20 protein-coding genes and 1 riboswitch are annotated in these 18,864 nt (G+C 44.5%); of the genes, 12 read left to right on the top strand and 8 right to left on the bottom strand.

The features are described 5' to 3' along the window. The first annotated feature begins 120 nt into the window (after positions 1-120). Entirely contained in the window at positions 121-903 is a 783-nt protein-coding gene (locus tag AC58U0_RS08100) for a helix-turn-helix domain-containing protein (RefSeq protein ID WP_497378481.1), read from the top strand. 457 nt (positions 904-1,360) lie between these two features. Here AC58U0_RS08100 and ytvI read toward each other — a convergent pair whose 3' ends face one another. From ytvI to AC58U0_RS08085, 3 genes are read right to left on the bottom strand one after another with little or no spacing between them, the layout of a single operon-like run. Further along, positions 1,361-2,473 carry a sporulation integral membrane protein YtvI gene (ytvI, locus tag AC58U0_RS08095; protein WP_497378480.1) on the bottom strand — a complete coding sequence of 371 codons (1,113 nt, stop codon included), beginning with the start codon at positions 2,471-2,473 and terminating at the stop codon, positions 1,361-1,363. 19 nt (positions 2,474-2,492) lie between these two features. Next, positions 2,493-3,239: a type I methionyl aminopeptidase gene (map, locus tag AC58U0_RS08090; RefSeq protein WP_057307017.1), complete on the bottom strand. Its 747-nt coding sequence runs from the start codon at positions 3,237-3,239 to the stop codon at positions 2,493-2,495. Between the two features lie 38 nt (positions 3,240-3,277). Next, a complete protein-coding gene (locus AC58U0_RS08085) occupies positions 3,278-3,637 on the bottom strand; it encodes a winged helix-turn-helix transcriptional regulator (RefSeq protein WP_029199371.1) in 360 nt (119 codons plus the stop codon). 217 nt (positions 3,638-3,854) lie between these two features. Here AC58U0_RS08085 and AC58U0_RS08080 point away from each other — a divergent pair, with 217 nt between their 5' ends. Then, positions 3,855-4,157 (top strand): iron-sulfur cluster assembly accessory protein, encoded by a 303-nt coding sequence (locus tag AC58U0_RS08080; RefSeq protein WP_497378479.1) that lies wholly within the window; start codon positions 3,855-3,857, stop codon positions 4,155-4,157. Continuing rightward, positions 4,157-4,378 carry a YuzB family protein gene (locus AC58U0_RS08075; protein ID WP_047686255.1) on the top strand — a complete coding sequence of 74 codons (222 nt, stop codon included), beginning with the start codon at positions 4,157-4,159 and terminating at the stop codon, positions 4,376-4,378. The genes AC58U0_RS08080 and AC58U0_RS08075 overlap by 1 nt, the downstream gene beginning before the upstream one ends. A gap of 50 nt (positions 4,379-4,428) precedes the next feature. Here AC58U0_RS08075 and AC58U0_RS08070 read toward each other — a convergent pair whose 3' ends face one another. Continuing rightward, positions 4,429-4,923 (bottom strand): glutathione peroxidase, encoded by a 495-nt coding sequence (locus tag AC58U0_RS08070; protein ID WP_497378477.1) that lies wholly within the window; start codon positions 4,921-4,923, stop codon positions 4,429-4,431. Positions 4,924-5,246: 323 nt separating this feature from the next. Between AC58U0_RS08070 and AC58U0_RS08065 the strand changes: the two genes are divergently transcribed. Continuing rightward, the gene (locus tag AC58U0_RS08065) at positions 5,247-6,737 is read left to right on the top strand and encodes an esterase-like activity of phytase family protein (protein WP_497378475.1); all 1,491 of its coding nucleotides are present in this window, start codon (positions 5,247-5,249) and stop codon (positions 6,735-6,737) included. 54 nt (positions 6,738-6,791) lie between these two features. Here AC58U0_RS08065 and AC58U0_RS08060 read toward each other — a convergent pair whose 3' ends face one another. Continuing rightward, the gene (locus tag AC58U0_RS08060; RefSeq protein ID WP_497378474.1) at positions 6,792-7,676 is read right to left on the bottom strand and encodes a TIGR01777 family oxidoreductase; all 885 of its coding nucleotides are present in this window, start codon (positions 7,674-7,676) and stop codon (positions 6,792-6,794) included. Positions 7,677-7,786: 110 nt separating this feature from the next. Between AC58U0_RS08060 and AC58U0_RS08055 the strand changes: the two genes are divergently transcribed. From AC58U0_RS08055 to gloA2, 5 genes are all read left to right on the top strand, one after another. Next, complete coding sequence (locus AC58U0_RS08055; protein ID WP_497378472.1) at positions 7,787-8,782, top strand: UCP032817 domain-containing protein; 996 nt, start codon at positions 7,787-7,789, stop codon at positions 8,780-8,782. Between the two features lie 740 nt (positions 8,783-9,522). After that, positions 9,523-10,746 carry an MDR family MFS transporter gene (locus AC58U0_RS08050; protein WP_497378471.1) on the top strand — a complete coding sequence of 408 codons (1,224 nt, stop codon included), beginning with the start codon at positions 9,523-9,525 and terminating at the stop codon, positions 10,744-10,746. A gap of 109 nt (positions 10,747-10,855) precedes the next feature. Continuing rightward, a riboswitch (cyclic di-GMP riboswitch) is annotated at positions 10,856-10,949 on the top strand. Positions 10,950-11,051: 102 nt separating this feature from the next. Continuing rightward, positions 11,052-11,357, top strand: a complete 306-nt coding sequence (locus AC58U0_RS08045) for a hypothetical protein (protein WP_307440366.1) — start codon at positions 11,052-11,054, stop codon at positions 11,355-11,357. Positions 11,358-11,492: 135 nt separating this feature from the next. Further along, on the top strand, positions 11,493-12,407 hold the full coding sequence (locus AC58U0_RS08040; protein WP_497378470.1) for an exopolyphosphatase: 915 nt from the start codon (positions 11,493-11,495) through the stop codon (positions 12,405-12,407). A gap of 76 nt (positions 12,408-12,483) precedes the next feature. Next, positions 12,484-12,879 carry an SMU1112c/YaeR family gloxylase I-like metalloprotein gene (gene gloA2, locus AC58U0_RS08035; RefSeq protein WP_057307112.1) on the top strand — a complete coding sequence of 132 codons (396 nt, stop codon included), beginning with the start codon at positions 12,484-12,486 and terminating at the stop codon, positions 12,877-12,879. Positions 12,880-13,070: 191 nt separating this feature from the next. Here gloA2 and AC58U0_RS08030 read toward each other — a convergent pair whose 3' ends face one another. Further along, positions 13,071-14,222 (bottom strand): THUMP domain-containing class I SAM-dependent RNA methyltransferase, encoded by a 1,152-nt coding sequence (locus AC58U0_RS08030; protein ID WP_497378469.1) that lies wholly within the window; start codon positions 14,220-14,222, stop codon positions 13,071-13,073. Between the two features lie 135 nt (positions 14,223-14,357). On the opposite strand from AC58U0_RS08030, the gene AC58U0_RS08025 reads away from it, so the two are divergent. Next, entirely contained in the window at positions 14,358-14,993 is a 636-nt protein-coding gene (locus tag AC58U0_RS08025) for an O-methyltransferase (RefSeq protein WP_497378467.1), read from the top strand. Between the two features lie 669 nt (positions 14,994-15,662). Here AC58U0_RS08025 and AC58U0_RS08020 read toward each other — a convergent pair. Continuing rightward, a complete protein-coding gene (locus AC58U0_RS08020; protein WP_497378466.1) occupies positions 15,663-15,881 on the bottom strand; it encodes a hypothetical protein in 219 nt (72 codons plus the stop codon). 77 nt (positions 15,882-15,958) lie between these two features. Then, positions 15,959-16,732, bottom strand: a complete 774-nt coding sequence (locus AC58U0_RS08015) for a metallophosphoesterase family protein (protein ID WP_497378465.1) — start codon at positions 16,730-16,732, stop codon at positions 15,959-15,961. 154 nt (positions 16,733-16,886) lie between these two features. On the opposite strand from AC58U0_RS08015, the gene AC58U0_RS08010 reads away from it, so the two are divergent. Both AC58U0_RS08010 and AC58U0_RS08005 read left to right on the top strand, forming a co-directional pair. After that, the gene (locus AC58U0_RS08010) at positions 16,887-18,173 is read left to right on the top strand and encodes a CapA family protein (RefSeq protein ID WP_497378464.1); all 1,287 of its coding nucleotides are present in this window, start codon (positions 16,887-16,889) and stop codon (positions 18,171-18,173) included. Positions 18,174-18,190: 17 nt separating this feature from the next. Continuing rightward, complete coding sequence (locus tag AC58U0_RS08005; protein ID WP_497378462.1) at positions 18,191-18,817, top strand: fumarylacetoacetate hydrolase family protein; 627 nt, start codon at positions 18,191-18,193, stop codon at positions 18,815-18,817. Positions 18,818-18,864 lie beyond the last annotated feature (47 nt).

The raw sequence follows: 18,864 nt of genomic DNA, 5'->3' as shown, positions 1-18,864 counted from the left end.
TCAGCACCTCACTAGTTTATAGGATGTCTATAATTTCATTGTAGAATATCCTATTTCCATTGAACATGCAGACAGTTACAATAGACATATACTTTATTTCAATATGAAAGGAGTGAAACAGTGTCTTTTCGTGATGTGACTATGAAGCTCATATCCCATGTCTATTGGCACCGTAAAGTGGAATTTATGCTAGAGGAAGATGAGTATCCTTGTTGGACGATATTTGCCGTAGAAGAAGGCAGATTCTTCTATCGAGTCGGGGAGCAGAAAGGCGAAGCGAAGTTCGAAGACTTTGTCATATGTCCACCCCATACCGTGTTTCGGAGGAAAACACTCGAACCCCTGTCCTTTCACTTCCTGCAGTTTGTATGGTTATCTGAACCCAGTGTTGGCGATGAAGCCTTCTGGAAAGGGAAATTGACCATTAACGATACAGATCGTTTATCTTCCAATTATCGATATTTGAGACAGCTTCCTGGCTGGGATGAAGAGAGCACGCTGCACAAACAACACATGCTAAACGATCTATTGCGTTTGGTCAAAATGGAGCGAGATCGCAAAGATGACTCTTCCTCAGAAGTCGATTTGTTGATGGAGAAAGCCCGGAGGAACATAACGGAATATGCATATGCAAGCTTATCCCTGTTGGATTTGGCGGTAACTCTGGGACTCACTCCCGTACAATTCACCCGTAAGTTTCGAAAGGCGTTCGGACAAACACCATCTGAGTTTTTGAATGAGATGCGTCTCACAAGAGCTCGGCATTTGTTGGAGGGATCAACGCTTACTTTGGATGCAATTGCCGAGAAATGCGGATTCGAAAACGGCTTTTATTTGAGCCGCGTATTTACGCAGAAAGTTGGCATGGCTCCGTCGATATACCGAAGCAGACATCGCGTATAAAAAAAAGGCGTCAACTTTTCCTTTATGAGGAAGTTGGCGCCTTTTTCGTTGATAAGAAAGTATAAATTTGATACTTTTGTTTGCATCGGTTTTATTGGAGAAATGGGGAAATAGGAAAGGAAGTTGTACAGAGTACAACAATTTCCTTGATTTCTTCTGAAAAAGCTGAAGATGTTGTAGGTTATACAACAATTCAGCCTTCTTTCCGGCAAATGGGCTAATTTTGACTGGAAATGATGTATATTTTGCAACATTCGCGTGGAAATCGTGAATTAGCATACGAAATGTTGTACAAAGTGCAATAACAACACACGATAACCAAATAAAGGGTTACAAAATGCAATTTTACACGGATAAGCACGCGAATGTTTTAACAATACGCCGGGGCGCAACATACTTTGCATACACCTAAACTAACACTCTCATCCAAGGACTTCGCAACCCGTATGTTCAACCATTAAGGTCCGCTATAAGGTAATTTACCTTGAACATACTCATCCTCTGGCTTACGAATCCAGCGTTGCAGGTAGCCTTGCGTATACAGTGCTTTGATTAGAATGATCAATACAGGCGAAAGGATGACCCCTGCAAATCCAAAGAGGGAAAGGGATATAATCATAAAGGCTAAGGTCGTAAAGGCCGATACTCCGAGTGATTCCCCAGTGATCTTTGGCTCCATAATTTGTCTGACGAGGATGACGATCAAGAGTAAAGCACTGAGCCAGATCGCTAGGGTCGTTTGCCCGACAATAAATAGGTAGATAATCCATGGAATGAACAAAGTGGATACGCCGAGCAGCGGCAGGACATCGAATATAGCTGACAACAACGAGATGGAGAAAGCATTATTAACGCCGAGCAGGAGCAGTGCGAAAAATACGACAACGAACGTTAAAGAGATTAGTTTGGCTTGCGCTTTTATGTAAGAGACGATCCCCTTCACGACATTTTCTTTGAGAAAAAAGAAGACGGATTTGAAGGTTTTTGGTGTTTTTTCACCTGCAAGGCGTTTCCAAGAATCAATTTCAATGCTAAGGAAGTAAGCTAAGATAATCCCGACGATGAAGTTAAACATGAAGGTTGAGAAGGATGTCAACGAGGCTACCAATCCTGATAAGAAAGCAATAATAAACTTGGAGGCATTGCCGGCGAATTGCCCAGCATAATCTTTGGCTTTCGCAATTACGTCAGGCGGCAGCGTTTGGAATCGGTCGTTTAATTCGCTAATTTTCTGCACAATTTGATCGTTGAAAACCGCTTGATATTCATCCACCTTATCGACTAGACTCATGATCTGGCTGGTGAAAATGACAGCGGCACCAGTCAGTGCGCCCAGGATAATAAGGACGAATACTAAGGTCGAAATCGCTGATGCGATTGACTTACGTATCCCTTTGCGATTCAAAAACCTAGCAAAAGGCTCGATCATCATGAAAATGATCAGAGCCAGAAAGATAGGGGTAGCAATGCGATACAGGTAACTAAATAACAGCATGAATAAATAGACGGTTAGAACAATGAGAGCAATGTCAAAGGCTGTCCTCCAATATTTCTTGTAAAAAGAAATCATGCATGTTCCTCCGGTATCTTTATTGTTCGGTTAAAATAATCGGTCCTTGACTCGTAATGGCAATCGTATGTTCATATTGAGCGGATAAGCTGCCGTCATAGGTCCTTGCTGTCCATCCATCTTGATCTACTTTGGAATGGTATTTACCTACATTTAGCATCGGCTCAATCGTGAAGACCATGCCTTCTTTAATCCGCGGCCCTTTGCCTGCTGGCCCATAATGAGGCACTTGCGGCTCTTCATGCATTTCGGAGCCAATCCCGTGTCCGATAAAATCTCTTACAACGGAAAAACCATGCGATTCCGCATACACTTGGATAGCATGCGATACATCGCCGATACGGTTGCCGGGAACGGCTTGCTCAATTCCTTTATATAGAGATTCTTTCGTTACTTGCAACAATTTCTCTGCAACCGGAGAAATGTTACCCACCGCATAAGACCACGCGGAGTCAGCCAACCAACCATCTATACGTACAACCATGTCGATGGTTACAATATCGCCGTCATTTAGGGGCTCTTTCTTAGGAAAACCGTGACAGATCACGTCGTTGACGGATGCACAAGTAGCATATGGATAACCGTGATACCCTTTTTGCTCAGGAGTGGCCCCGTGCTTAGTCAGAAAGCCCTCTACGAATTGGTCGATTTCCCAGGAGGTAATACCAGGTCGAATCATTTTGGCGATTTCTTTATGGCAATCAGCCAGGATACGACCCGCTCTGCCCATTTTCTCAATTTGTTCTTTTGATTTGATTGTGATCATCAAGCTCCACTCCTCTGGTGATAGTCCCTAATTATTCATTATGTCCACTTAGCTGACCATAACTTCATTTCTTTTATTATTTGATGCAAATCCTGGCCTTTAGGTGTCAAGGTATACTCGACCGTAACAGGAACCGTAGGGTAAGCCATTCGTTCCAAAACCCCATGTTCCTCGAGGTGACGAAGGATATCCGTTAATGATTTAGGGCTGACGCCAGTTATCTGACGCTGCAGCTCGCCGAAACGCTTCGTTCCGCAAAATAATTCGCGAAGCACGAGGAAAGCCCATTTCCCGCCAATAACTTCAAGTGTTCTTTCAACGGAGCATTCGATTTCTTTGGGTACTTTAGGAACATAGTTGCTGAGTGGAGCGACTTTTTCATTCTCAAGGGTTGACATAAGACCGCTTCCTTTCAAATTGAATGTATGAAACTAACTTTGACGTAAGTTAGTTACTTCTGTGTAATTAGTGTTCTTTGTGCTCACTACTATGTATTTTAAAGTTCGTTTAGTGAATTAGCAAGAAGTAAGGGATGACTTGGGACAAAGGTTGATTTCGTGCCTTAGATTCTTTACAATAAGAAATAAAAATTAATGTTTCAGGAGATGTGTACATATGAACGTCAAAATTTCTCGTAATGCTGCTAAAATACTACAATTGGAGCTTGATAAAGAAGAAAACAAAGGATTATTGGTTCGCGTTCAAGTGACTCATTCGCACGGTGACCATGCTCACTATGGTTTGGGTCTTGACGATAAATCTGAAAATGATGTCCTTGTAAGCACGGATAAAGGTATTGACGTTATTCTTGATAAAAATGAACCTTTGCTGGATGGCATCCGTATTGATTACTTCTACACACCAGAAGAAGGCTTCATGATTACGAATCCAAGCAAGGGGAATCACGGAGATCACTAATGCGTAATGATATTCGCATTTGTGATAAATGCAAACACATGAAAGTGAAGACTGCGCTTTCTAAAATAAGTGTCATTGCACCCGATGCTGAAGTCAAAGTTGCCTGCAAATCATATTGCGGTCCTTGTTCCCGATTTGCATTTATATTTATTAATGGACGCTATGTGACAGCAGCAACAGAAGACGAAGTGATTGAAAAAGTAAAAAAGTATGTAAAATAACAAAAAGCATCCGCCCATTAGGGTTGGATGCTTTTTTTCATTCTGAGATGTTAAGCATGAACAGCTGATTTCTCAAGCAGCTTGCGAATTTGGCTGTCTATTTTGCTCGGTGAAGTAGTAGGGGAGAAGCGTTTAATCACATTGCCTTGCTGATCAACCAAAAACTTTGTGAAATTCCATTTAATGCTTGAACCAAGAAGTCCTGAAGCCTGTTTTTTCAGGTATTGGTAAAGCGGATGGGCGTCTGCGCCGTTCACATTGATTTTGGAGAATAACGGAAAGTTAACACCGAAATTAATTTGGCAAGCTTGCTCGACTTGAGCGTCGTCACCGGGTTCCTGGTCCTTAAACTGGTTGCACGGAAATCCTAAGACGCTAAAACCTTTTTCCTTATATGTGTCATGGAGCTCTTGAAGTCCTTTGAATTGAGGAGCAAAGCCGCACTTCGTAGCGGTATTCACAATAAGCAGCACTTGACCTTGATAATCGGCAAGAGACTTTTCTTCACCGCGGATCGTGCGAACTGTAAATTGATGAACGTTCAAAAGGGTCACCCTCTTCGTTTTATTTCACACAAATTAATTTTACACAACTTTAATGAGTTTGAAAAGATATTTTTTAACCACAAAAGAAAGTATAAGTTTTCGGTTCCCGAAAACAGGTTTCTTATAGGCGATAAAAACCTAATATAGGGATCTTTAGTCGTAGACCAAAGCCTCTCCTTGTTAAACGCGGTCGCTCAACTTTGAATTGCCTCGATAGAGGTTTTCTCATTTACAATTTTTTCATATCCCTCTGACACTCCACGAATATATAAACATTATGCTTATCACAGTGAAAAAAGTTTATTAGATCATGGAGGGTTAACATGAAAAGATTACTCAGAAGAAAAAGACTGCTTATTGTACTTGCGGCCATTTGTGCCGTTTCTACAACAACTGTCGTATCCGCAGGACAAGCTACGTTGGAGGCTGTTGCAGTAAAGTTTCAACTAACTTCAGGAGGGAAAACGCTTACGCTTGATAAAGATCCCGTTGTCATTAACGGAAGCACATATGTTCCTCTTCGCACCATTGGTGAAGCGCTTGGCAAACAAATCGAATGGAATGAATGGAATCAATCCATCTCGCTGAAAGATATTCCTAAAGTGACGGGCAAATTTGAGTGGAAAAATGCACCTGTTCTTGATAAAGGGATTCAAGAAGGCGGGTTCTCTGGTCTTATTCACTTACCTAAAGATGCTGCAGATACGTTCTATACATTGGCAGATCGTGGGCCCAACGGTGAAGTAGGTAAAGATAAACTTCGCACATTCCCGATTGATAACTATATTCCACGTATTTATAAATTCAAAATTACGAACGGAAACATTGAAGTCTTGGAAACGATCAAACTATCGCTTCCAGATGGCAAATTAGATAAAGTAAGCAATAGCAAATACATAACAGGACTGCCGAACTTGGTTGGAATCGATGAAGTGCCGTACGATGAGAAAGGTGTTACGAAGCTGGCTTATGATCCAGACGGTCTTGATCTGGAAGCTATCGCTTATAGCCCATCTGATGATACCTTTTGGGTCTCAGATGAGTATCGCCCATCCATTCTTCAAGTGAAACGCGATGGCACGATACTAGGGCGCTACGTCCCTAAAGGCGCTAAAGACAAGCTCGTTCAAGCTGGTGCTCAAACGCCAATTTTTGATACACTGCCTGAGGTATACAATACGCGTATTTCCAACCGCGGATTCGAAGGTGTGACGATTTCCCCAGACGGCAAATTCTTGTACACGTCCATTCAAAGTCCAATGGCAAATCCGGATAAGAAAACAGGGGAGTCTTCCAGAAATCTGCGTATCCTCAAAATGGACCTAGCCACGAAACAAATCGTGGGTGAGTATGTTTATGTGGCTGAGCAAGCAGGCATGTTCGTCAAAGTGAACCAAAAAGATATCGTGATCAGTGATCTCTCCGCACTATCCAGTGATGTGCTGCTAGTTGATGAGCGTGATAAGAATGCGGGTGCTGACGCACAACTGAAACGAATTTACAAATCCGATTTCTCAAAGGCGACGAATATTTTAGGAACAGATACAAGCAAAAACCTGGAAAGCCTATCTATTCTGCAGCTCAAAGACCAAGGTATTCAACCAGTTAGCAAGGAATTAATTGTGGATATTGCTAAACTAGGATACCCGTACGAGAAGATTGAAGGGTTGACAGTTGTTGACAAAAATACAATTGCGATTGTAAACGACAATGACTTCGGCATTAGCTATGATGATAAAGGCGTTTTAACACTTACAAGTGCACCAACTCAATTACAACTTATTCAAGTTTCAGACGACTTATCTACGAAATAAAAGTAAACGAAAACCCAGCTCATCGAGACGTTCTCGGTGGTCTGGGTTTTTTATTTAAACAATATCAGCAAGGGCTTTGTCTGCGAAAGAATACTTAAACGTAAAGCCATGCTCTATTAATACGCGAGGGAGCACCTTCTGACCTTCCAAAAGCAGTGTAGATAACTCACCGAAAATTATTTTTAAAATAAAAGCGGGAAGCGGGAATAGATTCGGTCTTCGCATCGCTTTCGCTAATGCCCGTCCAAACTCTCTATTCGTGACCGGATTCGGCGCTGTTGCATTAACAGGACCTATAATCTTTTCGTTCTGAATGCAGAATTCGATAAGCCTCACCATGTCAACGATGTGAATCCAGGAGAGCCATTGCTTACCGCTGCCTATCGGACCGCCAACACCAAGTTTAAAAGGCATAGCCATTTTTGGGAATGCGCCTTCCTTGCCGTCTAGCACAAGCCCAACGCGGACTTTTACGATGCGTGTTCCCTGTATCTGATCAGCCGCGCTTTCCCACTGTTCGACTACCCTTGATAAGAAATCGATAGGGCGGTGCGGGCTTCGTTCGTCAAAGGTTTCGGTTTCCGAGGTACCGTACACGGACATTCCTGAAGCATTAACGACGACTTTCGGTTTCACTTCCATGCTTTCTACAAGCTGGGCCACTTGCTCAGCCGCCTTTAGCCGAGATTCAACGATTCGTTCTTTGGCCGCAGCTGTCCAACGCTGATTAATCGACTCACCAGCCAAATTTACAATGGCATCCAGCCCTGCGAATGCGCTCGAATCGGTCTTTAGTTGATCCCAAGTGACGGTGCGTACATGCTCTACAACAGGTCTGGGTGAACGTGAAATATTGATGACTTCATGACCTTGCTTCTGCAAATGAGAAATCAATCGTTTGCCAATAAACCCGCTGCCACCGGTTACTGCTATTTTCATCCTTCAGCACCTCCTTTCTTTTATTATAGGGCCTATATACAGTGTTTCCAACTGGTGTTATTCTTCTCTTTACATTACTGTGTTATATTGGAAATAGGGAGGGATGCCAAATGTTTCGTTTTTTATTCCGAAAATCACCCAAACCGTCCAAGAGAAGCCGTGTAGGGAAATCCAAACCGAGCTTCCGAGCTTCAGATCTACCCCAAGGGCTTGGTTTGCTAGAAAGTATTCCGTTAGAACGTATCGTTACTAAGCTGAATAGTGCACTTCCACTAGATTATGTAGAAAGACTCCAATATCGCGTAAAAGCTGGGAATCCTTCCATGTCTGACGACGAGTTTGCGTGTAAATGGTTTGAATTAAAACGATTTTTTCTGATGAATCTCATTTTAAAAAGAACCCCGATGTTTAGCAGCGAAATCGATGAGATTTGGCATGAGATGCTGATGTTTACAAGAGAATATCAGCGCTTTGGGGATCAATTCGCTGGTGGCGCAATTCATCATTCACCTGAACGCGAACCGAAGCAAATGCCGGGTGAACGTGCATGGTTCGATTGGGTATATGCGCATTTGTTCGAGTTCGCTCCAACGAGTTCGCGGTGCTGGAACGGATTTTTCCGCAATCCGCTGGATGAGCAGCGAACAGATTTGCTTCGCAAAGGCAATGAAGATGAAATCGCCGAGCAATGGTTTGATATGGAGCAGGCAAAGCGGTATCCAGAAGTTGCAGAGACGATCCGCAACCTAATTAAGCAGGCGATTCATGAAGCCAGGCATTCAGCGAACAGCCGCAGGTTTGAGGATACAGGCTGGAAGGATTCACTAACAAATCCGAACAACATGGTGTATATGGCAGGAGCCATGATGTTCTTCTCCATTCAGGATAATGATAACTATACAAGCGGGATGAATTCTCAGTGGCCTCTGAATGAAACCCATAACCAAAATTACAAGCAAAGCAACTGTTCTTCCTCAGGTTGTGGAGGTTCTGGAGGCAGTGGCGATAGCTCTGGAGATCAAGGCGGCGGCAGCAGCTGCAGCTCCGGATCGGGCTCTTCTTGCTCGTCTGGATCGAGCTGCGGGTCTGGGTGCGGCGGCAGTTAACGTAAGCCCGTGGAAGCAGCATACCCGTTCGTGGAATCGCACGACCCGACTGGGCTTCATGATGGGAAAGCGACGAATGGACACAATGAACATAATAGATACGCTCTTTTGCACTCTCCTCGGAGAGTGTTTTTTGTTTGGAGCGTACAAGGAGGTGGAGACATGCATGAGGGAACTAGAGTGTTGTTTTGTGGTAACGAAGTTGTTAAAAGTTCTGTTGAGCGCTGTTGCTCTTGATGTAGTTGGTAATCCCAGCTTCCGAAGCTGGTTACTCCTTACATTGCGGCTCCCAAGCTTCCACAGATGGTAACATCGCTTTTGCCGGATCCCCATCTTATGAAAGCAGACGATCCCGCCATCCGCAGTCTGTAGCTTTCATGCAAAAAGTGCAGCTAATTTCTGCTCAAACTAACTTTCGGTATGCAGAAGCTGCAAAAACTACATCAAAATTAACCGATCCAGACTCAAACGCCAGTTTTGGTATGAATTTGATATACAAAATGCATCATCACTCTTCCCATGAGTCGCTATTAACAAATTTTGATGTACTTTTTGCATCAATGTTTGTCGCGAAGCAACCCCAACAACCCCAACCTTCCTGCCACGAACCGTATCCCATTCCACAGATTCAAATTTAGAACAAATTGGAGACACATATCGTCATTTTTCGTGTATAATTGGAATTCGGTGTCGTTTTCTTTGACCTTCGGTAAATTAAATAGCGATAGGAGCCCTTTCAAATGAATCGGTTACGTGGTTTTATAAGTTCTTATCATCCGATTGTACATACGTTAATTCTTGGAACCGTTATGGCCAGGGCTGCGTCCTCCATGAGTTTGCCTTTTCTCGCGATTTATTTAGCCAGACATACGTCGATGAGTGCAGTGATGATCGGAATTGTCATCGGAATGGGTTCTTTGGCTGGTACCGTAGGCGGTTTTATAGGCGGCACCTTATCGGACCGATTCGGAAGGCGCATTATTATGCTAGCTGCTCTTTTCGGCTGGGCGTTCGTGTTTTTAGGCTTCGGCATGGTTAAATTACCAATCCTGTTTATGCTGCTCAATATGCTGAACGGCTTGTGCCGATCCTTTTATGAGCCCGTGTCGCAGGCGTTGATGGCAGACCTGACAGAACCTGCGAAGAGACTTAAAGTGTTTTCGATGCGGTATATGGCCATCAATGTTGGTGTTGCTGTTGGACCACTTTTGGGTGCTTTTTTCGCTACGATGAATGGTGCGCTGCCTTTTCTTATTACAGGTATCATTTATTTTATTTATGCGGTTACCCTATACGCGCTGCTTATCGCTTTTGGCATCAAGAAAATCGAGGGTGAGAAAAAATCTTCGGTTACCTTTGGTTCTGCTTTGCGAGTAATTCGCAGTGATATGACTTTTCGCTTGTATATCCTTGGCGGTATTATTGGAGCTATCGGTTACTCACAGGTGATGGTGACACTTTCGCAATATTTGGAGATCAACTTTGTAGACGGTGTGAAATTGTTTGCGATCTTAATGAGTGTGAATGCGATCGTGGTTATTGCCATGCAGATTCCGCTTACTCGTTGGGCAGAAAAGTACACGCCCCTTACTGCAATTATAGTTGGCAACCTAATGTTTGCGTTAGGGGATGTCGGCTTTGCATTTTCCCACTCGCTGGTATGGCTTATTATTTCGATGGGGATTTTCACCTTTGGCGAGATTCTCAATTACCCCGCTGCTAATATGTTGATTGACAAATTAGCTCCCGAGCATATGCGTGGCACATATTTTGGCGCTCAAACATTAACGAACATAGGCCATTTTATCGGACCTTGGGTAGGTGGATTCTTGCTCGTTTCTTATGGTGGAAATACGTTGTATGTTCTTATGGCTGTTCTTACGATTACGGGATCCATTTTCTATTGGAGAGGCGCGAATCGTCAAATGTTGCTGAAAAATTCGTCGAAAAAAGAAATTTTTTGAAAAATAATGCAAAATTAGTTCTTTGGAACTATTCGATTTAGATACGACTTCCCGTATCCTTGAGAGTATAGTATTTATTACTCGTAACTCTCATTCATTCTGTAAGACATCTCGACAAAGGCAAAGCTGGCGAAAGCCAGTGACGCAAAGCTAAAGGGGCTTCCTTGTCCTGCAACCGGACACGCAGCCAGCCAGCCGCCGAACGATTGGGTATCAACATCAGAACCCCTCCGATCGGTTCACTATGGTGGGGTTTTTCTCTGTCATAACAAATTTATGTAAGAATAAAAGGAGGATCCAGCAGCATGCAGTCTGAAGGAATACTACAAGAAGAACAAAAAGTGACTTCGCTATGTGGTAATCATGTTGCCCGTTTGGTGCCTTCCTCGGATGGACCAAAGCTCATGATTAATCGGGAAGAATACGCGTTAAATGAGGCTTGTTGGGATGTTGAAATGTTTCACGGGAGAAACAATAGCATCTTGATTTTCTACTGGAAGGGCGAAGTTAAGCTTTCTGTAAAAATGCCGCCGATGTCGCAAATTGAAGCATTTTTGACTAGGCTTTATCAATGTTTATCATCCAAATTAAGAACGGTACAGCCTATCTAGGCGTACCGTTTTTTTATTGCCAGTTGAAAGGGATTTATAAAGACAAAATCATTGTCACAAATTGACACTAGCTGATATAATGAATGTCAGAGATTTAAGTAGTGCTTAGGAACTATTATTAGGGGGATACATAGCATGAGATTAATCACACGTTCGGATTTTGATGGTTTAGTATGCGCGATGCTTTTCAAAAAGCTAAACATGGTGGATGAAATGAAATTCGTCCATCCCAAAGATATGCAGGACGGTTTGATTGAGGTTTCAGAAAACGATATTTTGGCCAATGTCCCTTATGTAGCGGGTTGTGGCTTGTGGTTCGATCATCATTCCAGTGAACTTGAACGGATGGGCGAAAAGGTTGAATTCAAAGGGGAAACCCGAATCGCGCCAAGTGCGGCACGTGTTGTATATGATTACTATGGAGGGCGGGAAACCTTCGGCGATATCGATGATATTATGCGAGGGGTGGATAAAGCGGATTCGGCACAGTTCAGCAAGGAAGATATTTTGAATCCAAGCGGATGGGATTTATTATCTTTTATCATGGATGCTCGAACGGGTTTAGGGCGTTATCGCGATTATCGGATCAGTAACTATCAATTGATGGAAGACCTTGTGGAGCACTGTGCAACGATGTCCGTTCATGAGATTATGGAATTGCCGGATGTGAAAGAGCGTGTGGCGCGATATTTCGAACTAGATGCCTTATATCGTGATATGCTTCAAACCTATACACGGACGGAAGGCAATGTGATTATTACTGACCTTCGTGATGTGGAAACCATCTATCCAGGGAACCGTTTCATGGTATATGCCCTTTATCCAGAGCAAAATATCTCGATTTGGGTTGTCGATGGCCGAAACAAACAAAACTGCGTCTTTGCTTGTGGACATAGCATTGTGAATCGCTCGTCGAAAACGAATATTGGTAACTTGATGCTTCAAAATGGTGGAGGCGGTCATCATGCAGCTGGTACTTGCCAAGTTGACTATGTGGACGCTGAGGAAGTTTTGAAGAAAATTGTTGAAACGATGAGAACAGACGGATAAAATGAATGAAACGGACCGCAGGATGGGGAGTTCCCGGAATGCGGTTTTTCACGAAATGGGGACAGGGGGGAATGGAGTGGAGTTAGCACAAATTCATCATGTGGCAATCATTAGCTCAAATTATGAGCGATCCAAACACTTCTATGTCGATTTACTTGGATTAACGGTCATACACGAAACGTATCGTGCAGAACGTGACTCCTATAAGTTGGATTTGCGCATCGGTCAGACCGAACAGCAGATCGAGTTGTTTTCATTTCCGAACCCTCCGCTGCGAGTTAACCAGCCTGAGGCAAGGGGTCTTAGGCATTTGGCTTTTGTCGTTCTGAATATGGACGAAAGCGTTAAAGAACTTGAAAGCAAGGGGATTGCGGTAGAACCTGTACGGGTTGATCCCATTACTGGTGACCGCTATACTTTCTTTGCAGATCCGGATGGACTGCCCTTGGAGTTGGTGGAACATGCAAAATGATCGCCAAGAAAGGACAGAACAGGAGCCGAAGCTGCGGTTTGCCAAGGGCTGCCTATGGAGTATTCTTGTTTCCATTCCCATATGGGCGTTATTGATTTGGTTTTTATTTATAAAATAAAATCCCTCACTAGCTTGGTCTGACCGCTGCATGCATGCAGTTAGGTCGGATGAGCGGATGAGGGATTTTTATTTTATTTGTCTGATTGTCTGCGCGGTGGCAATGGTCCAAGATATTGGAACAGGTTACATTCGATCCGTCCATTAAATAGTTTGCGCTTCTTATCTGCGCGGCGGTTCATATAGTGCTCGAGCTGTGTGCTCGGGCTTAGGATGAACATGCTCCATGAAGGCATGGGAGCGGTGAGTGCACCGAGCTGGCGCAGTGCCACCTCTACATCTTGCGCTTCACCAAGCCGCTCTCCATAGGGTGGGTTGGTGATCAAGCAGCCATAGTCGCCGCGCGGACGGGCCTTGGCCACTGGTTCCACGAGCAGCTTGAACTGCTTCGTCAAGCCGGCAGCCTTCGCGGCAGCCTCTGCCACTTCGATGGCAGCGGGATCAATGTCACTGCCGATGATGTTCAGCGGAACATCATCTTTAACCGCGTCGAAGGCCTCGTCGCGAGCCTTGTCCCACAGCTTGCGGGGGATATTGCCCCACGCCTCGCTAGGGAAGCTGCGCCGCAGTCCTGGCGCGATGTTCCATCCGATCATAGCTGCCTCGATCGGGATCGTCCCTGACCCGCAGAACGGGTCGTAGAGCGGTCTATCGACCTTCCAACGGCTGAGTAGGATCATTGCAGCCGCCATGGTCTCCTTGAGCGGAGCTTCGGTCACGAGCTTACGGTAGCCGCGCTTGTGCAGGCTGGCGCCGGTCGTGTCGATCGTTAGCGTTGCGATATCGTTCAGGAGTGCGACTTCGATCACGTAGCGTGCTCCGTTCTCAGGGAACCACTCCGTTCCGTAGCGAAGCTTCAGCTTCTCTACGACGGCTTTCTTCACGATGCCTTGGCAAGCGGGAACGCTAGATAATTGTGACTTATGGGAACGCCCTTCCACAGGGAATTCGGCATCGTTCGGAATCCAGTCCGGCCAAGCAAGCGCTTTGGTGCCTTCGAAGAGCTCATCGAAAGTGAGGGCCTTAAATTGGCCCATGTGTACCAAGATGCGATCGGCGGTTCTGAGCCAAAGATTGGTGCGGCAAATGGCCAACTCGTCGCCAAGAAAGCGGACACGCCCATTCTCGACGGTGACTTCGTTATAGCCAAGATCACGGATTTCGCGAGCAACGACGGCCTCAAGTCCCATTGGGCAAGTTGCGATTAATTCAATTTGTTGTGGCATGTTTAGATTCCTTCCATCCGGGTTGTGCATCGCTCATAAAACTCATACAATTAACAAGTATAGGACAAATAGGTTACACTTACAAACGAAACACGCAAAGTGGATGCTTTGATGCTTTTCTAAGGAGGATAAAACATGGAAACCATAACAGCTGAGAGCTATATGGAGGGTTTATACGAAGAAGATACAGTTCTAGAGCGGGTTAAGGAAGTCATACGCAGCCAGAATATGCCCGAAATATCGATTGCACCTGGGTACGGCAGATTGCTTACTATGCTGGTCACGATGATTGGCGCAAAGAAGGTATTGGAAATAGGTGCTTTGGGCGGTTATAGCGGGATTTGTTTGGCGAGAGGCTTAAGAGAAGGCGGCAAGCTGATTTCGCTCGAGTTAAAACAAGAATTTGCTGATGTAGCCAAGCAAAATGTGACCGAAGCGGGCCTTGGCCAGCTCGTTGAGTACCGGATTGGCGAAGCACTCATTCACCTGAATGAGCTTCTTGAGCAGGGAGAGCGATTTGATTTCTTTTTTATCGATGCGGACAAAGTGAATTATCCGAATTATTTGGAGCTCGCAATTAAACTGGCGAATCCAGGCGCCATTATTGCGGGGGATAACACGCTGATGCGAGGAAAAGTCGTCGACGCGAACGAAACCAAAGCCTCGGTCCAAGCGATGCGTACTTTCAACCAGCTGATCGCTACGGATCCGCGTTTGGAAAGCACCATCCTGCCAGCTTATGATGGTTTGGCTTTAGCACGAGTGAAGTAACACGGATACTGTCACTTGATTCATTATGCCTCCTCATATGTGGTAGGCATTACTCTAAAATTTGATTTTAGAGTGATTGAGCCTTCGTGAGGGTAGATGGGCTATAGTGGTTACCCATGTTGTATTTTCTACAACAATTCATACGCCAAAGGCTACTTTGCAACTTGAAGTTGCAGTTTGTACAACATTTCGAGCTCATTTGTTGCGAAATGGCCTTTATAGGACCAAATTGTTGTACATGATGCAACAACGAAGCGAGAACGGCGAGATTTAGGCAGCAATTGTTGTACTTTCTACAACATCTTTCAAACGCGAATGTTGATTCATTCATTCGGAACCTCAAAGAGAGCATAAATGACGGTGGATTTCGATTTAAGACACATCCATGTAGATTGGACGCACGGCGTATAATCTCTAGAACTTCTCTACGTACGCAATAAGGGCTGTCCCCAAATTGCTCGCATGATTGGGCATGTCCCAAATTTAAACAAAAGCACCTCCAATTCCACTACTAGAGTGGGAGATGGAGGTGCTTTTTACATATGAAGCTGATTCTAACTGGGGGCACGAAAATCATAAACTGACTTTTGCGACAGCCCCTTTTCATTGACATATAAAAATTATATATTTTGTGGTTGGAGGTAAGCGAGGCTTACCCCTTATTTAACTTTAAGATGCTTTCTGATCTGGTATATGGAAGTCAGACTCGCTTAATTTGCCAGGAGTAATTGGTTTTATTTGCGTTAACGGAGGCACCGGTTGTGACGTGGTACTCGGGTGAGTGACTTCTTGCTTCTTGAAAGAAATAGCACTGATGCCGTTCCAATAGATAAATAATAACTCTGCACATACGACGATCAAAACAATTTTACGCCAGTTCAGCCTCATGGATGGCATCCTCACTTTCAATGATACGCCTATATTATCATATTGTGGAAGGAATTCCCATGATTATTTCTCACTCTTCATTTATGAACCAGTCCTGTAGTAATCTCTAGTTCATATCGTTGACTTTCGGGCATTTGCGCGGCGTAAGCCAAGCGAACAGCACGTTCAATATCATAAGGAACACGTACGAATTGAATCGCAAATCCAGCTTGCACATTGTCTTCGGTTTCCCCTTCCAAAACGCAGTAGCAGGCTTGCGGTATGCCGTCATAGGGTGTTCCTACACTACCAACATTGAAGAGCATCAGACCGCTGCTTGCATGCTTCACAGAGCGTTTCTCCGACGGGTTTTTGATCGTTATTAGATAGGGAATATGAATGTCTCCGTAGCCGACAATATCTGGCTGTTTCCCATCCGTCGACGTACCTGTCAGCTCCGTATTTTGAAACATTGCAAGACGTTCTTGCTTAGATGCTTTACGTTTCACTCTATGATAGACACTTTGCGCAGAAGCGTGGAACAGTCGGAACAATTTGCCGCTTACATTCAAATCAACGGAGAAAGGCAGCTGTTCCAGATAAGCAAGCCTATCCTCACCAAGCTGCTGCTGATGCCACAATCCGGCAGGATGTTCCTGTGGAAGGGTAATCCCCAAATCCCAGTTACCTTGAACAACGCATTCACATACCTCCTTGATACGGTCAACGACAGCAGCGGAATCAGGCCCTTTACCTACAAGGTCGCCTAAACATATAATACGTTTAATTTCTCGGCGTTCAATATCTAAAAGCACAGCTTCCAGTGCGGGCAAATTACCATGAATATCCGATATGATTGCGATTTTCTCCAACGTTTTCGTTCCCTTTCTCTGATAAACTCAAATGAACTTAATTATGTTTCAGTTATACCACAAGGATTATAAATCTGAAAATGAGAGTCTCTTACTATTACCCAATGAGGGTTTCTTCTGCTATAATTTGTAGGGGGAAAGGGGAATGTTTTGATTGGAATCCAGACAAGATCGTCACCGTAAACCGAAAAAAGAACGCTCTACGAACAAGAAGACCCCGCTTAAGGTAATTGGGGGACTCACGCTTGCCGCAGCAGCCTGTTTTGCTATTGGCATAGGCGCTTCCTATTGGACATCGAACAGTAAATCAGCAGAAGAGCAAGATTCAGCATCCTCACCAGTGGCTAGTGTTTCACCTGTTCCAACCAAACCAACGAATACAGCGAGCAGTGCTAGCACAGCTAGTGCGGAGCCAAGCGCGAAGCCTAGCCCAGAGTCTACGGTAAAAGCCGTTATCCCGACTCCTCCTCCTATCGCATCGAGTGAGCCCACGAGCAGTGGCGGGCAAGTGAAGTTAACTTTTGTGGGTGATGTGTTGATGGCCTCCAAAGTGGAAGATATTTTAAAGCAAAAAGGCTATGATTACCCTTATACGAATGTAAAAGACTTTCTGAGCAAGCCCGATTATACGATTGCTAATTTAGAAACACCCATAACAACTAGAGGAACAGTTCAAAATAAGGATTACGTCTATCGTTCTTCACCGATGGCGTTGCCTGCCCTGAAAGCTTCTGGGATTGATCTCGTTAATCTAGCAAATAACCACGTGATGGATTATGGGACAGAAGGTTTGCTGGACACAATGGATGCCCTTGATCAAGAGGGTGTTAAGCGAGTTGGAGCGGGCAAAGATTTGGAAGAAGCTTACCGACCAGTCATCGTGGAAAAAGCAGGGGTGAAGATTGCCTTCTTCGGCTTCAGCCGTGTCGTTCCGGAGGCTTCGTGGAAAGCAGGTCCTGGTCATGCCGGCGTAGCTGAAACATATAGCTACAAGCTGCCGGTCGAAGCCATTCAGAAAGCAAAAGAAAGCGCTGATCTGGTTGTTGTCGTTACCCATTGGGGAGTGGAAAGAAGCGATAATCCGGATAAGAATCAGAAAGACCTGGCCCATCGCTATATCGATGCCGGCGCTGATCTTATCGTAGGCGGTCATCCACATGTTTTACAAGGCTTCGAGCAATATAAAGGCAAATGGATTGCTTATAGTCTAGGTAATTTCATTTTTACAACGAATGATACCCCGAAGACATGGGAGACAGTTATTTTAGAGGCTGCGTGTTCAAAAGATAAACAATGCGACATCCACCTTGTGCCAATTTTGACTAAAGCAGCACTGCCGACTCCGATGAGTACGGAAGATGGCGCAAAGCTCTTTCAGCGTTTGAGTAAAATCTCAATAGGCGCTCAAGTGGACGCGCAAGGCAATGTTAGCAAGAAATAAGATAAGGAGCAATCAACATGACAGAAGCTGTTCGCAATATTTACTGTGTAGGTCGCAACTACCGGGCACATGCCGCTGAACTGGGGAATGATGTTCCCGATCAACCCATGATTTTTACCAAGCCGACACATGCACTTGCTCCAATGAATGGGGAAGAGTTGACGCTTCCAGGTAATCAAGGTGAGATTCACTACGAAACCGAGCTTGTTTTACATATCGCTAAGCCTTATACAGAAGGCATCCAAGTGGATGATATTGTCGACAAGTATGCACTCGGCATTGACTTCACGCTTCGGGATGTTCAGAACGTCATTAAGAAGAAGGGGCAGCCATGGCTGCCTGCCAAAGGCTTTCTGAATTCAGCGCCAATCAGTTCATTTCGACCATTTCCAGGAGCTTCAAAGCTGGCAGAATCGAACTTCCAGCTTCGCCAGAATGGCCAAGTTGTGCAGAACGGCAACATCAGTAATATGATCTTCGATCTACAAACCATTATTGATTACATTGCAAAACATTATGGTTTAGGTGCTGGTGATATCATCTACACAGGTACTCCTGAAGGGGTAGGTCCTGTACATCAAGGTGATCGCTTGGAACTGTTGTGGGGAGAAGAAGTATTCGGAGCCGTTACGATTAACATGTAACAGATCAAAGGGCAGTCTCTTAAGGTCATTGATGACCTGAGAGAACT

The sequence above is a fragment of the Paenibacillus sp. J31P190 genome (assembly GCF_059692075.1).
The sequence above is the reverse complement of the archived record's forward strand: the minus strand, read 5'-3'. Positions and strand labels throughout refer to the sequence as shown.